The organism is Streptomyces sp. Tue6028, from assembly GCF_002300165.1.
Classification (GTDB): domain Bacteria; phylum Actinomycetota; class Actinomycetes; order Streptomycetales; family Streptomycetaceae; genus Streptomyces; species Streptomyces siamensis.
This window is the reverse complement of record NZ_MLCE01000002.1, coordinates 112,538-128,012: the sequence shown is the minus strand read 5'-3', so window position 1 is coordinate 128,012 and position 15,475 is coordinate 112,538. Positions and strand designations below refer to the sequence as shown.

Below are 15,475 nucleotides of genomic sequence, written 5' to 3'. Positions count from 1 at the left end.
ACACCGTCCCAGGAGGTCCGACCCATGCGGTCATCCTCGTACCCCGTCATGCCCGTCCTGAGAACCATGGCCGTTCTCGCCCTCACCGCGGGCGTCGCCACGGCCGTCCCGGCCTCGGCGCACGCCGGCCCCGTCACGGCGCCGGCACCCCCCGGCGCCGCGCCCACGGCCGACGCCCCCGCCCTGGCCGCCAAGCCCTACATGGGCTGGTCGAGCTGGAGCATGCAGTCGTCCAAGTACCCGGGCCTCAACCCCGACGGCGACTACAGCTACCTCACCGAGGCGAACGTCCTGAAGCAGACCGACGCCCTGGCCGCCAAGCTCAAGCCGTACGGCTACGAGTACGTCAACATCGACGCCGGCTGGTGGCGCGACCTGTCCTGGAAGCCCGAGTTCGACCAGTACGCCCGCCAGAAGGCCGACCCCGGCCGCTTCCCGCACGGCATGAAGTCCGTCGCCGACCGCATCCACGCCAAGGGCCTCAAGGCAGGCATCTATCTGCCCGTCGGCCTGGAGAAGGAGGCCTACAACGACGGGAAGTCGCCGATCCACGACGCCGAGGGCTGCACCACCGGCGACATCGTCTACGGCGACCTGCGCACCACCAACGGCTGGGACAGCGCCTACAAGCTCGACTTCTCCAAGCCGTGCACCCAGAAGTACGTCGACTCCCAGGCCCGGCTGCTGGCCGACTGGGGCTACGACTTCCTCAAACTGGACGGCGTCGGACCGGGATCCGGCAAGAGCGGCGACCAGTACGACAACGTTGCCGACGTCGCCGCCTGGCAGAAGGCCATCGCCGCCGCCGGACGCCCCGTCCACCTGGAGGTGTCCTGGTCGCTCGACATCGGACACGCCGCCGACTGGAAGAAGTACTCCAACGGCTGGCGCGTCGACACCGACGTCGAGTGCTACTGCAACACGCTCGTCAGCTGGGAGAACTCCGTCGACGACCGCTGGGACGACACCCCCGGCTGGACCCGGCACGCCGGACCCGGCGGCTGGAACGACCTCGACTCCCTGGACGTCGGCAACGGCGCCATGGACGGCCTCACCAAGGCGGAACGCCAGAGCTACGCGACCCTGTGGGCCATCGCCAAGTCCCCGCTCTACACCGGCGACGACCTCACCCGCCTGGACGCCTACGGTGTCTCCCTGCTGACCAACCGCGAGGTCATCGCCGTCAACCAGGGCAGCACCCCGCCCGCCCGACCGGTCACCCCCTCCGACGCGCAGCAGGTGTGGGCCGCGAAGAACCCCGACGGCAGCTACACGGTCGCCCTCTTCAACCTCGCCGACGAGCCCGCCGCCGTCACCGCCCACTGGGCCTCGCTCGGCCTCACCGGCAAGGCCGCGGTCCGCGACCTGTGGAACCACGAGAACCTCGGCACCTACCAGGACAAGGTGACCCAGGCCCTGCCCGCCCACGGCTCGCGCCTGTTCACCGTCACCCCGCGCGGCGGCGCCCTCAAGGCCACGGCGTACGAGGCCGAGGCCACCGCCAACACCCTCGCCGGCAACGCCTCCGTGGCCGACTGCTCCGCATGCTCCGGAGACCACAAGATCGGCAATCTCTACCTCGGCGGCAGCCTCCGCTTCAACGACGTGACCGTGGACAAGGCGGGCACCTACCTGATCAAGGTCGCCTACGTCAGCGGTGACGCCCGCTCCGCCGACATCTCGGCGAACGGCAACAAGGCCACCTCGCACAAGTTCCCGTCCACGGGCGACTGGGGGAGCGTCGAGAGCGTGAGCGTGCCCGTCGCGCTCAAGGCGGGCAGCAACACGATCACCTTCGAAAGCGGTTCGGGCTACGCGCCCGACATCGACCGGATCGACGTACCTCAGTCCTCCTGAACCCGCGGGGCCCCGGCACCTGACGGCCGGGGCCCCGCCCTGCCCCGGAGACACGTATGGACACCGCACCCGGAAGCCACCCCAGCAGACGCCGCCTGCTCTCCCTCGCCGCCCTGGCCGGAGCCGCCACCGCCCTCGGTCCCCTGCCCGCCTTCACCGCCTCCGCCGCACCGCAGCGTCCCACCATGGCACCCGCCCCGACCACCGGCCCGCACCACGAACTGTGGTGGCGAGCGCCCGCGGACGAGCACTCGATGATCCGCCAGGGCCTGCCCCTCGGCAACGGCCGGCTGGGCGCCCTGGCGGGCAACGACCCGGGCCGGGAACTCCTCCTGATCACCGACGCCACCCTGTGGACCGGCGGACTCAACGGCACCCTCGACTCCGACGGCCAGTTCCCCTACTCCCGCGACGACTTCGGATCCTTCACGCTCCTCGCCCGCCTCACCGTCGACATCCCCGACCACGACCTGTCCGCGGTGAACGACTACCGGCGCGCCCTCGACCTCACCCAGGGCCTCGTCACCACCACGTACCGGCGCTCGGGCACGACGTACCGGCGCAGCATGTTCGCCAGCCGCCCCGACGACGCGCTCGTCCTGCACTTCGACCAGAGCGGCGGCGGCAGTTACAGCGGGACCGTCACCCTGGACGGCACACACGGTGAGAACGTGAAGGGCCTGTCCTTCAGCGGCGCGCTCCCCGGCGGTCTGCGCTACGGAGCCGCGGTGAAGGCGTACGGCAGCGGCGGCAAGGTGACCGTCGACGGCCCGCGGATCACCTTCACCGACTGCAGGAGCCTCACCGTGGTGGTGAGCGGAGGCACGAACTACCGGCCCGACGCCGCCACCCACTACCGCGACCCGTCCCTCGACCCCGAGCGGCTCGCCCGCACCAAGGCCGGCGACGCCGCCGCACACAGCGCCGCCACCCTGCTGCGCACCCATGTCGCCGACTACCGGGCCCTGTTCGCACAGCAGGACCTCTCGCTCGGCACGTCCTCCGCCGAGCAACGCGCCCTCGACACCTGGGAGCGCCTCCAGGCCCGTGCCAGGGACGACGCCCCCGATCCCGAACTGGAGGCCGCCTACCTTCAGTTCGGCCGGTATCTGATGATCTCCGGCTCACGGGGCAGTCTGCCGCTGAACCTCCAGGGTCTGTGGCTGGACGGCAACGATCCCGACTGGATGGGCGACTACCACACCGACATCAACCTCCAGATGAACTACTGGATGGCCGACCGCGCCGGACTGTCGGGCTGCTTCGACGCGCTCACCGACTACTGCCTCGCCCAATTGCCCTCGTGGACGGAGCTCACCCACCGTCTCTTCAACGACCCGCGCAACCGCTACCGCAACTCGACCGGAAAGATCGCCGGCTGGACGGTCGCCATCTCCACCAACGTCCACGGAGGCATGGGCTGGTGGTGGCACCCGGCGGGCAACGCCTGGCTCTGCAACAGCCTGTGGGAGCACTACGAGTACACGCGCTCCCGCGCCCACCTCGCGAAGATCTATCCGATGCTCAAGGGTGCCTGCGAGTTCTGGGAGGCGCGGCTGCTGACCACCACCCTGCCGGACACCGGCGAGGAGGTGCTCGTGGCCGACAGCGACTGGTCGCCCGAACACGGTCCGCTCGACGCCAAGGGCATCACCTACGCCCAGGAACTGGTGTGGGCCCTCTTCGGCAACTACCTCGCGGCGACGAAGGAGTTGGGGAAGGACAAGGCGTACGCCGAGACGATCGACTCCCTGCGCGAGCGGCTGTACCTTCCACGCGTGAGTGCCAAGACCGGCTGGCTGGAGGAGTGGATGTCACCCGACAACCTCGGCGAGACCACCCACCGACACCTGTCCCCCCTCGTGGGACTCTTCCCCGGGGACCGCATCCGGCCGGACGACTCCACGCCCAAGGCCGTCGTGGACGGCGCCACCGCCCTGCTCACCGCCCGCGGCACGGAGAGCTTCGGCTGGGCGAACGCCTGGCGCGCCCTGTGCTGGGCCCGCCTGAAGAACGCCGACAAGGCGTACCAACTCGTCGTGAACAACCTCCGCCCCTCGACGACCGGCAGCAACGGCACGGCACCCAACCTCTTCGACATCTACGAAGTCGAGAAGGGCCGCGGCATCTTCCAGATCGACGCCAACTTCGGCACCCCCGCCGCGATGATCGAGATGCTGGTCCACTCACGCCCCGGCCATCTCGAACTCCTGCCGGCGCTGCCCGACGCCTGGGCGACGTCGGGCTCGGTCACCGGAGTCGGCGTACGCGGCGGCTTCGTCGTCGACCTGAGCTGGCGCGACGGCACACCGACCGAGGTACGGATCCACAGTGTCGGCGGCCGGACGACGACCGTGGCGCACGGCAGCACCTCACGGCAGGTCACCGTGGCGCCCGGCGCGTCCGTCACCCTCCGCGGGTTCGACCGATGACGGCGCGCCCGGGAGCGCGCCGGACGGCCGTCACCGTCGCCACGCTGCTCGTCACCGCCGTCGGTGGACCGGCGTGCGCGACCACCGTCCAGGGACACACCGCCAAGGGGTCCACCACCCAGGTGTCCGCGACGCGGACACCCTCCGCCCCGGCCCGGACGTCCTCGACCCAGGCCCGCGCCGCACACGACGACGTCATCACCTGGGGCGCCAGTGCCGACCGTGTGGGCGGCGCGGTCGCCGACCACAGCTACCGGCTCGTCGTGCACACGAGCGCCGGCGGGGACCAGGCCCGGATCCGGCTCTCCAACGCGTTCGGCGACGGGCCCGTGACCTTCGACAACGTGTACGCGGGCCGGCAGAGCGCCGGCGCGGAACTCGTGCACGGCAGCAACCGGCGCCTGACCTTCGGCGGTGCGGCGTCCGTCACCGTGCCCGCCGGAGCCACCGCGTACAGCGACCCGCTGCCCGGCCGGCTGCCCGCCGCGACCGACCTGGTCGTCAGCCTGCACACGGCCCGTGCGGAGGGCACCGCGACCGGGCACGGGATGGCCATGCAGACGTCGTACGCGGCTCCCGGCGACCACACGGCGGAGGAGGGCGCAGCCAACTGGACCGAGCGGATCGGCTCTTGGTTCTACCTCGACGCCGTCACCGTCCGGGCGTCCGGAGACACCTCCGCCGTCGTCACGCTCGGCGACTCCATCACCGACGGCTGGCAGTCGAGCGGCGACCTGAACCGCCGCTGGCCCGACTACCTCGCCCGTCGCCTCCAGCAAGCGGGCGGCCCCGTCCGGGGTGTGGCCAACGAGGGGATCTCCGGGAACAAGGTCCTCGCGGACGGCGCAGGACAGAGTGCGCTCAACCGACTGCAACGCGACGTGCTGTCCCATCCGGGGGTCCGCACGGTCTTCCTCTTCGAGGGCGTCAACGACATCAAGGCCCATACCGGTGTCACCGCCGAGGACATGATCGACGGCTACCGGAAGATCGTGGAACGGGCGCACGCGGCGGGCAAGTGCGTCGTCGGGGCCACCATCGCTCCCTTCAAGGGCTGGTCCGAATGGGACGCGGCGGCGGAGGCCGTGCGCGTCGAGGTCAACGCGTTCATCCGGGACGGCGGCCTGTTCGACGCCGTCACCGACTTCGACCGGACGCTGCGCAGCCCCTACGACCACGAACGCGTCCTGCCGTTCTTCGACGGCGGCGATCACCTGCATCCCAACGACAAGGGGATGCAGGCGATGGCCGACGCGGTCGAGCTCGGGAGCCTGACCTCGTGCTGAGGCCGGGCCCCCGGCACGCGGTCAGGGGTACGACACCACCGTGGACGGCACGGTGGAGGTGCCCGAGGTCGGCGACCCCGTGTCGTTGATGACGCGTTCGTACTGTCCGTTGCCGCCGAGCGAGACCACCAGGAGGTCGTGGAACTTCACGCCCGGAACGTTCGGCGCCGCGAACCCGTGGTGCTGCACGATCGTCGGATCGACGTTGTAGTAGCAGTAGCTGCCCAGGCCCCATCCCTCGTGCGTGGTCACGGAGTCGGCGACCTTGTAGGCCGCGTACCCCTTGACCGAGCCGTTCTGGATGGCGGCCTGGTTCGGCGCGTCGTACGCCTTCTCGTTCTGGAAGAAGATGGTGCGGCCCCGCTGGCCGTACCACTGGACGTCGTACTTGTTGAAGTGCTCGACGAACAGGCCGGTGGCCAGCACGTCGTCGGCGTTGACACGGATCCCGTAGTCGGCGCGGTTGGTCTCCCACCCGACGCCGGTGCCGTGGTCGGCGCGCCAGATCCAGGTGTGGTCGACGATGGTGTGGCGGCTGTTGATGACCATGCTGGTCGTCGCCTTGCCGGGGCCGGCACCACCGATGCGCACGAAGACGTCCTGCACGGTGGTCGGGTTGGCCGAGTGGTTCGCCGAGGCGCCGGCGGGCCCGACCTCCAGCAGGGTGGCCGAGTTGACCGGACCGGCGTCGATGAGGAACCCGGCGAGCCGCACGCCGTCCACGTCGGCCGTCTTCATCGCGGTGACGCCGTTGTCGGGGATCAGGGTGGCGTAACCGAGGCCCAGCACCACGGTGTTGGCGCGGTTGACCTCGATCGGCCGGTCGAGGTGGTAGATCCCCGGCGTGAGCAGCAGGTGCAGGCCCTGGGCGAGTGCCGCGTTCAGGGTGGCGGCCGTGACGCCGGGCTTGGCCACGTAGAACTGGCTGAGCGGCAGCGACGAACCGCGCGGAGTGCCGCTGCCCCAGGTGGTGCCGCGCGCGTTGGTGCGCTTCTCCGGCAGGAAGACGCGGTACTCGCTGCCGTTGAGGTAGAGGAACGGCTTCTCGCGGGACACCGGAGTGGTGTCGAGGGTGGTGTACGGAGGGTTGGGGAAGGACTGCGCGGGGGCACCCTGGACACCCGAGAAGACCATGTTCCAGACGGCGTTGACCCAGCCGCCCACCGAGCTGTCGCGGGTGTACCACTGCTGCTGCGAGTACGGCCCCACCTGGCCGTCGATGCGGCTGTCGGCGATGTAGCCGCCGCTGGCCCAGCCGTATCCGTTCGGGGCGAGGTTGAGGCCGCCGCGCACATGCATGCGGCGGAAGGGCGCGGCCTGTGCGACCGCCCAGCGGTTGGTGCCGTTGACCGGGACCAGCGCGAGGTTCTCGGCCGAACGCCAGAAGTTCTGTGTGGCGTTGCCGTTGAACCAGCCGGCGTCGACGGTCACGTCGCCGTTGATCGTGGTGTCGTCCGGTGACAGGCCGAGACCGGCGATCGAGGTGTAGAAGCCGAGCTGGGCGTTGAGCCCGTTGTACGTGCCCGGCTTGAACAGCAGCGCGTAGCGGCCCGTGCCGAACTGCGCGGACTCCTGCTGACGGAAGACCTCGTCCAGCCTGCCCTGGATGTTCGGGGTCGACGGGTCGAAGACGATGACGTTCGGGCCGAGATCGCCGCCGCCCGGAAGGGCCAGCGGCTTCTTGGCGGGGGTGGCGGACGCCGGTGACGACAGAGCGAGCAGTGCCGGGGCCGCGGCGGTGGCGGCCATCGCTCCGAGAACGGCCCGTCGGGCCGGCGCGGACCGGCCGGAGTCGGGACCATCTGTGGGGATTCGGGGCATGGGGGCGACTCTCCTGGTTCAGGAAGTGAACGATGGAAGGTGCGGGGAGCGCTCTCTTGCCGATGCATGCTTCATCCGCGTGAACACAGCGTCAAGAGTTGTCACAGCAGTCCCGCAGATTGATGCCTTTTCAACCGCCAACTCTGTTCTCTTTTGCGGTAGTTCACTGACGAATGCGCTCGACCGAACCACCTGTGCGGACGGTGGATGTGTTCAAGAGGTGCTCCCAAGAAGGCTGTTGGACCGCCGGAGCGGCTTCCTGCGCGCATCCCCGGGCCGGCGAACGGGCCTTCAGGAGAGCGCTCTATACCCCCGCGGGGCTGGGCCGTTAGGGTGCGGACATGAGCAGACAGGCACCCACGCTGGAGGACGTCGCGCGGGAGGCCGGCGTCTCGCGTGCCACCGTGTCCCGGGTCATCAACGGCGTCCGCAGCGTGGACCCCGCACTCCAGGACGTGGTCCGGCAGGCCATCGAGCGCACGGGATACGCACCCAACCGGGCCGCCCGGTCACTGGTCACCCGCCGGACCGAGACGGTCGCCCTCATCGTGTCCGGCGCGGGCGACGTGGCCGACGAGGACGAGAACGCCTTCACGGCACAGGTGTTCGCCGACCCGTTCTTCGGCCGCGTCGTCACCGGAGTGGTGGCACATCTGCGGCCCCGCTCGATGCACCCGCTGCTCATGTTCGCCGACTCCGCGCGCACCCGGCAGCAGGCCCTGAACGACCTCCGGCAGGGCAGCGCGGACGGCGCCCTCGTCGTCTCCACGCACGCCGACGACCCGCTGCCCGCACTGCTCGCCGACGCCGGGGTGCCCACGGTGCTCTTCGCCCGGCCGTCCCGGCCGGTGCCGCTCAGCTATGTCGACCTGGCCCACCGGGACGGCGCCCGCATGGCCGCCGAGCATCTGCTGGACCGGGGATGCCGGAAGATCGTCACGGTCACCGGACCGCTGGGTGTGTCGGCGAGCCAGGAGCGGCTCGCCGGATTCCGCGACACGATGGCGCGCCGGGGCCATCCCTACGTCCCTGTCGCGGAGGGCGGGTTCACCCTCGACAGCGGCATGGCCGCGATGTCCGACCTGCTCGCCGAACACCCGGACGTCGACGGAGTGTTCGCGGCCAACGACCTGATGGCCCAGGGCGTGTGCCAGATACTCAGGGAGCGGGGCCGAAGCGTGCCGGACGACGTCGCGGTCGTCGGTTTCGACGACTCCGCCGCGGCGGTGGCCTGCCGTCCGCCGCTGACCACCGTGCGCCAGCCGGTCGAGGAGATGGCGTCGGTGATGGCACGGCTCCTCACCGAGCACATCCAGGGCGTACGCACCGAGCCCACCTCCGTGATCTTCGACCCGGAGCTCGTGGTGCGCGCATCCGCCTAGAGCCTGCCCGACAGTTTCAGGCATCGCCGGACCGGCGCTGTCGGACGGGCCCTAGTGCACGCCGGGCCCGAACCGTGTCCCCGTGCAGGACCCCGCCGACGGTGACGGACACTGGACCGTCAGCACGAGTGCGGGACCGGCGAGCGGGTGGGCCGGCGAGGGAGAGGCAGGCGCATGACCGACCGGATCACCGTGGGCGTGGACGGATCGCCCGAGAGCCGGGCCGCGCTGGCCTGGGCGGGCCGGGAGGCCGTCCGCCGCGGGCTGCCGCTGCGGCTGGTCCACGTCTGGCACTGGGCACCCCACGACGTGATCGGCGGCGGCGACCGTGACGACCACGCGCGCTGGGCACGGGACATGGTGCAGGAGGCGGCGAGCTCCCTCACCGACCGGCACTCCGGTCTGGAGGTGACCGCGGAGGTCCTGGAGGGCGCCGCCGTCGAACTGCTGCTGACGGAGGCGGCCGCGACGCGGGCCCTGGTCCTCGGATCGCGCGGATACGGCACAATCGTCGGCTTCCTGCTCGGTTCCGTCGGGCAGCAGGTGATCGCCGAAGCCCCCTGCCCGGTCGTCCTGGTCCGCGCCGACGACGACGCCCCGGCCGAAGCGGCCGGCCGTGAGATCGTCGTGGGGCAGCAGGGCGGACGGGACGACAGCGCCGCGGCGCTGGGGTTCGCCTTCGAGACCGCCGCCGCGCGCGGCGCCGCCGTGCGTGCCGTACGGGCGTGGAGCCTGCCGCCCGTGTTCGCCTACAGCCCCGGCTCGCTGAAGATGCTGGACGAGGCCGGGGGCCTGGAGCCCTACGAGCGGGAGGCGCTCGCGGAGGCGCTCCAGCCGTGGCGGGAGCGCTTCCCCGGTGTGCCCGTCACCCAGCACGTCGAACTGGGCAGCGGTGGACAGGTGCTGCTGTCGCTGGCGGGGCGGGCCCAGCTGATGGTCGTCGGGCGGCGTGCCCACCGCTCGGCGGTCGGGTCGCGGATCGGTTCCGTGGCCCACGCGGTGATGCACCACGCGGACTGCCCGGTGGCAGTCGTGCCGCACGCCTGAGAAATGCCGCGAGCGGGTCCCGGTGGCCGGGGTCGCCGTGTCGCTGCGGCGCCCGAGGTCTCCTGGCCGGTCGGCATCGCGCTGACCGGCGCACCTGTGACCGCCTTCGGTTCGTTCAAGTCCCGAAGGCGGAGCCGGGTTTGAGAGCGCTCCCGGGAAATTTTGGCGTGAACTATTGACGGCACCATGACACTCGGGTTGACTCCCCGCCCAGCGCCGGTACCGGTTCCGTCACCGGTTCCGGTTCCTGCGCGTGAAGCCGCGATCCCCGTGTGCCGGGAGGCAGTTGTGGCCGTGACCATAGCCGATGTCGCCCAGGCGGCCGGTGTCGGCAAGACGACCGTCTCCCGGGTGCTCAACACCCGCGGGGAGGTCGGCAAGGCCACGGCCGCACGGGTCCGCCAGGTCATCGACCGTATGGGTTATGTACCCAGCTCCGGTGCCGTCGGCCTCGCCCGCGGTCGCAGCCGCACCGTGGGCATGCTGGTGCCCTCGCTGACCTGGCCGTGGATGGGCGAGGTGCTCCAGGGAGTCGTCGACACGGTCGAGGCCGCCGACTTCGGTCTGCTGCTGTTCACCTGCAACCGTGGTGCCGACTCCGTCGCGCGGTTCACCGGCCAGGTGTCCGCGCGCGCCTTCGACGGGCTGCTCGTGGTGGAGCCGGAGAACACGCTCGACATGCTGACGGCACTGCACCGTGACGGCCTGCCCGTCGTCCTCGTCGACGACCGGGGACACCATCCGGAGTTCCCGTCCGTCACCGCCGCCAACACCGAGGGCGGCGCGGCGGCGGCCCGACATCTGCTGGCCGCGGGCCGGCGCTGGCCGCTGGTCCTCACCGGCCCGTCGCGGTTCGGCTGCGTACGCGACCGGCTCGCCGGGTTCCGCGACACCTGCGCCGCCCACGGTGTGGGCCTCGACCTGGTCGTCGAGGGCGACTTCGCCGAGGCGGACGGGCGCGCGACCGTGCGCCGACTGCTCGCCGAGGGCCGGGAGTTCGACGCCGTCTTCGCCCACAACGACCTCGCGGCGCTCGGCGTACTGGGCGCCCTGCGCGACGCCGGGCTCCGGGTGCCGGACGACATCGCGGTCATCGGCTTCGACGACATCCCGGTGGCCCGGCACACCGAGCCCACACTCAGCACGGTCCGCCAGCCCATGCGGGAGATGGGGGAGACGGCCGCCCGCATCCTCCTGGCCCACCTCGAAGGCCAGGACTGGCCGCTCACCCCGGTCGTCCTGCCCACGACCATGATCGCGCGCCGGTCGGCACCGGCGCTCTAGGCACCTCCCGAGCACCTCACCGATCGACGGGGACCACGCCCCCGGAACCGCGGCTCGCCGGCACCGGCCCCTCCCGGCGCGCCGTCCCACTGACGACCGCACGTGAGCACCCGCGCACGTTCGCGCGCACGAGTACGCCCCGCACGGACCGGCACCCCCAACCTCCCCCAGGAGAGCCGCATGCCATCCCGTACCCACCGCACCCTGCTCACCGCCCTCGCCACCCTGTCCGCCCTGTCCCTGCTCCACGCGGGCACGGCCCTGGCAGCCACGGCGCCCGAGCCCGCCGCCGTGGCCGCCGCCGCGAACTGGGACACCGACCGGGCGGCGACCGCCTACGCCGCGAACCCCGCCGCCGTCACGTCCTCGGGCAGCGAGAACGCCGGCACCGCGCCCGGACTCGCCTTCGACGGCAACCCCACCACCCGCTGGTCCAGCCAGTTCGCGGACGACGCCTGGATCCGCGTCGACCTGGGCGCCACCCTGCGCATCGACCGTGTGGTCCTGGACTGGGAGGCCGCCTACGGCAAGCGCTACGTGCTGGAGGTCTCCAAGAACGGCACCGACTGGACGCCGTTCTACACCGAGACCGCCGGAACCGGAGGATCGGTCACCGCGCACACCTACCCGCAGGAGGTCACCGGCCGGTACGTGCGGATGCGCGGCGTCGAACGCGCCACGCCCTACGGCTACTCCCTCTACTCCTTCAAGGTCTACGGCGGCGAGCCGGCCCCCGCCTCGACGACCCGCTCGAACCTCGCCCTGAACCACCCCGCCTACTCCAACCTGTACCAGCACGCGGGCAATTCACCGGCGTTCGCCACCGACGGCGGCTGGCCCGCCGACCTCAAGGGCGACTCCACGCGCTGGTCCAGCGACTGGAACGCCAACCGGTGGATCTCCGTCGACCTCGGCGCGACCTCGACCATCAGCAGCGTCGACCTGTACTGGGAAGCCGCCTACGCCGTCGACTACGAACTCCAGGTCTCCGACGACAACAGCGCCTGGCGGACCGTGTACCGGCCGACGGCAGCCGACGTCGCGGCCCGCCGCGCCGATGTGAAGGCCCCGGGCGACGCGGCCGGTCGCCACGACACCGTCACCCTGCCGCAGCCCGTGACCGGCCGCTACGTCCGCATGCTCGGCAAGGAACGCCGGTCGTTCTACAACCCGGCCCCCGCGACGGCCCAGTTCGGCTACTCCCTCTACGAGTTCCAGGTCTGGGGCACCGGAGGCAGCGCCGCCGCCGCGTACCCGGCGCTGCCCGGCGAACAGCAGGGCACGTACCGTACGGCGTTCTTCGACGACTTCACCGGCGCGGGACTCGACCGCTCCAAGTGGCGTGTCGTCAGAACCGGTCAGGAGATGGGCCCGGTCAACGGCGAGTCGCAGGCGTACGTGGACTCGGCCGACAACATCAGCACCCAGAACGGCAGCCTCGTTCTGAAGGCCAAGTACTGCAAGGGCTGCACCCAGGCCGGGGGCGGTACGTACGACTTCACGTCCGGACGCGTCGACACCAACACCAAGTTCGACTTCACGTACGGGCGGGTCAGCGCCCGGATGAAGCTGCCCGTCGGCGACGGCTTCTGGCCCGCCTTCTGGCTGCTGGGGAGCAACGTCGACGATCCGTCGGTGTCGTGGCCGGCGTCCGGCGAGACGGACATCATGGAGAACATCGGCTACGCGGACTGGACCAGCACGGCGCTGCACGGACCCGGCTACTCGGCCGACGGCAACATCGGCGCCCGGCAGACCTACCCGGCCGGGGGCCGCGCCGACCAGTGGCACACCTACGCCGTGGAGTGGACGCCGACCGCGATGCGCTTCTACGTCGACGACACCCTCGTCCAGGAGACGACGCGCAACAAGCTGGAGTCCACGCGGGGACAGTGGGTCTTCGACCACAACCAGTACGTCATCCTCAACCTCGCCCTCGGCGGCGCCTACCCGGCGGGCTGGAACAAGGTCACCACCCCGTACTGGGGACTCCCGCAGTCCAGCGTCGACCGCATCGCCGCCGGGGGAGTGCAGGCCGAGATCGACTGGGTGCGGGTCGAACGGAAGGGGTGACACGTCCGCCGGGACGGCCGTCCCGGATCCGCCGGGACGGCCGTTCCCGCGCCGGCCGTGGCACCGCGTACCGCCGGCCGGCGCGGTCACCCCGCTGCGCCGGCGTGCCTACGCGTCGCCCGCCCGGGACATCCGCAGGGCGAGGTCCTGCAGCAGATCGGCGGTCTTGACGTCCGTCCGTCCCGAGTCGTGGACGTCGGCGAGTTCGGAGAACAGGAACGCGAACGCGCCCACGAGCGAGATGGCGGCGGGCAGATAGGCGTCCGCGACGGCTTGCCCGGCCTCCGCGGGCCCCGCGTCGCCCGGCACCTCGACGCGGGGGAACACCTCTGTGACGAGGGAGCCCAGTTGGGTCTCGGCCGACTCGACCCCGGATTCCTCGTCCTGGGCGATCCTGCGCACCATCGCGTTGGTCTCGGTGAGCACGCCGATGGCGCGCAGGATGATCTCCGTCTGTTCCATGCCGTGAGCCTAGACGGGCGAAGCCCCGGTGTGGCCTCGATGTTCGTGCCGGGATGGTAGACAGGGCACATGAACGACTTCTCCCGCCTTTGCCCGGATCGCGTGCGATGACCGCAGGAATCGACACCCCGGACCGCCGGGGCCGCACCGGGCTCGACCGCGTCGGCCGCGACCTGACCGGCAACCCGCGCGTCAAGATCCGCGACGTGCGCCTGCTGTCCAGCCACTGGTACGTGGAGCGCACCACCAGCTTCGACTTCCAGCACGCCGACGGCACCTGGAGCACCCAGGAGCGCGAGACCCACGACCGCGGCAACGGCGCCACGCTCCTGCTCTACGACACAAGCCGCGAGACGGTGCTGCTCACCCGGCAGTTCCGCTACCCCGTGTACGTCAACGGGCACCCCGACGGCATGCTGGTCGAGACACCGGGCGGGCTCCTCGACGAGGAGGACGAGCACCCCGAGGTCGCCGTGCGCCGTGAGGTCGTCGAGGAGACCGGACACACCGTCGGCGAGGTCCACCACGTCTTCGACGTCTACATGAGCCCCGGGTCGGTCACCGAGCGGGTGAGCTTCTACGCCGCCTCGTACGGCCCCTCCACGCGCACGCACGAGGGCGGCGGCCTGGACGAGGAGGGCGAGGACATCGAGATCGTGGAACTGCCCTTCGCCCGGGCCCTGGAGATGATCCGCACCGGGGAGATCGCCGACGCGAAGACCATCATGCTGCTCCAATGGGCCGCTCTGGAAGGCCCGTTCAAGAGGGCTTGACTTGAAGTGCTCTTCAAGTTCCAGACTCCCCTTCGGGCCCGAGGACGTCGGGTCCGGACGGGAGGGACACCATGAAGTACCGCACCATCGGCACCGAGCCGGGAACCCGCCGCGAGGTGAGCGTGCTCGCGCTCGGCGCGATGCTGTTCGGCTCACGGACGGACGAGAGGACGTCCTTCGCCGTGCTCGACCGCTATGTCGAGGCCGGCGGGAACTTCATCGACACGTCGGACAACTACGCCTTCTGGACCGACGACAGCCAGGGCGGACACAGCGAGGCACTGCTCGGCCGCTGGCGGCGCAGCCGCGGCATCGGCGACGAGATCGTCATCGCGACCAAACTCGGCGCACGTCCGCTCGCCCCGGGTACGGGCTACGTCGACAATCCCGAAGGCCTCTCCGCCAAGACCGTGCGCGAGGCGTCCGAGCGCAGCCGGGAGCGCCTCGGCGTGGAGCGGATCGATCTGCTGTACGCGCACATAGAGGACCGCACGGTCGACCCGCGCGAGACGGTGGAGGCGTTCGGTGAACTCGTCGCCGAGGGCGGCGTCGGGCTGCTCGGGGTGAGCAACCACGCCGTGTGGCGGGTGGAACGCGCCCGGGCGCTCGCCGCGGCGGCGGGCCTTCCCGGATACGAGGTCCTGCAGTACCACCACAGTCTCCTTCGGCCGCGGAGCGACGTGCCGAGCGATCTGTTCCCGGAGGGGAGCCTCGGCGCGGCGACGGGTGAACTGCTCAGCTATCTGCGCGCCGAGCCCGCCCTGAGCCTCGTCGCCTACTCGCCGCTGCTGACCGGCGCCTATGTGCGGGACGACAAGCCGCTCCCGCCGGACTACGACCACCCGGGAACCCCGGCGCGGCTCGCCGTGCTGCGGGAGATCGCCGAGGAGACGGGGGCCGGCCCCAACCAGGTGGTCCTGGCCTGGCAGATCGGCGGCGAGCTGCCGGTCGTCCCGCTGGCCGGCGCGTCCTCCGTGGCACAGCTGGAGGAGAACCTGGCCGCGGTGGACCTGGAGCTGACCGCGGACCAGCGGGCGCGACTGGACGCCGCCCACTGA

General features: G+C 71.2%; 11 protein-coding genes. 9 read left to right on the top strand and 2 right to left on the bottom strand.

Going from position 1 to position 15,475, the window contains the following annotated elements; genetic code table 11:
• The first annotated feature begins 24 nt into the window (after nt 1-24).
• The 3 genes from BKI49_RS00785 to BKI49_RS00775 are packed head-to-tail and all read left to right on the top strand — an operon-like array spanning nt 25 to nt 5,575.
• Nucleotides 25-1,857, top strand: coding sequence for an alpha-galactosidase D (locus tag BKI49_RS00785; protein ID WP_095932177.1), 1,833 nt, complete (start codon nt 25-27; stop codon nt 1,855-1,857).
• Between the two features lie 56 nt (nt 1,858-1,913).
• On the top strand, nt 1,914-4,289 hold the full coding sequence (locus BKI49_RS00780; RefSeq protein WP_095932176.1) for a glycosyl hydrolase family 95 catalytic domain-containing protein: 2,376 nt from the start codon (nt 1,914-1,916) through the stop codon (nt 4,287-4,289).
• Entirely contained in the window at nt 4,286-5,575 is a 1,290-nt protein-coding gene (locus BKI49_RS00775) for an SGNH/GDSL hydrolase family protein (RefSeq protein WP_095932175.1), read from the top strand. Before BKI49_RS00780 ends, BKI49_RS00775 begins: the two co-directional genes overlap by 4 nt.
• 21 nt (nt 5,576-5,596) lie before the next feature.
• Here BKI49_RS00775 and BKI49_RS00770 read toward each other — a convergent pair whose 3' ends face one another.
• Complete coding sequence (locus BKI49_RS00770; RefSeq protein WP_095932174.1) at nt 5,597-7,396, bottom strand: coagulation factor 5/8 type domain-containing protein; 1,800 nt, start codon at nt 7,394-7,396, stop codon at nt 5,597-5,599.
• Between the two features lie 341 nt (nt 7,397-7,737).
• On the opposite strand from BKI49_RS00770, the gene BKI49_RS00765 reads away from it, so the two are divergent.
• The 4 genes from BKI49_RS00765 (at nt 7,738) to BKI49_RS00750 (ending at nt 13,182) form a co-directional block, all read left to right on the top strand.
• A complete protein-coding gene (locus BKI49_RS00765; RefSeq protein ID WP_095932173.1) occupies nt 7,738-8,778 on the top strand; it encodes a LacI family DNA-binding transcriptional regulator in 1,041 nt (346 codons plus the stop codon).
• 174 nt (nt 8,779-8,952) lie between these two features.
• Nucleotides 8,953-9,825 carry a universal stress protein gene (locus BKI49_RS00760; protein ID WP_095932172.1) on the top strand — a complete coding sequence of 291 codons (873 nt, stop codon included), beginning with the start codon at nt 8,953-8,955 and terminating at the stop codon, nt 9,823-9,825.
• Nucleotides 9,826-10,113: 288 nt separating this feature from the next.
• Nucleotides 10,114-11,109 carry a LacI family DNA-binding transcriptional regulator gene (locus tag BKI49_RS00755; protein ID WP_095932171.1) on the top strand — a complete coding sequence of 332 codons (996 nt, stop codon included), beginning with the start codon at nt 10,114-10,116 and terminating at the stop codon, nt 11,107-11,109.
• Nucleotides 11,110-11,289: 180 nt separating this feature from the next.
• Nucleotides 11,290-13,182: a discoidin domain-containing protein gene (locus BKI49_RS00750; RefSeq protein WP_095932170.1), complete on the top strand. Its 1,893-nt coding sequence runs from the start codon at nt 11,290-11,292 to the stop codon at nt 13,180-13,182.
• A gap of 108 nt (nt 13,183-13,290) precedes the next feature.
• On the opposite strand, the gene BKI49_RS00745 is transcribed toward BKI49_RS00750, so the two are convergent.
• Nucleotides 13,291-13,644, bottom strand: coding sequence for a hypothetical protein (locus BKI49_RS00745; protein ID WP_095932169.1), 354 nt, complete (start codon nt 13,642-13,644; stop codon nt 13,291-13,293).
• A 107-nt stretch (nt 13,645-13,751) separates the two neighbouring features.
• On the opposite strand from BKI49_RS00745, the gene BKI49_RS00740 reads away from it, so the two are divergent.
• Nucleotides 13,752-14,417, top strand: coding sequence for an NUDIX domain-containing protein (locus BKI49_RS00740; RefSeq protein ID WP_095932168.1), 666 nt, complete (start codon nt 13,752-13,754; stop codon nt 14,415-14,417).
• A gap of 71 nt (nt 14,418-14,488) precedes the next feature.
• The gene (locus tag BKI49_RS00735; RefSeq protein WP_095932167.1) at nt 14,489-15,475 is read left to right on the top strand and encodes an aldo/keto reductase; all 987 of its coding nucleotides are present in this window, start codon (nt 14,489-14,491) and stop codon (nt 15,473-15,475) included.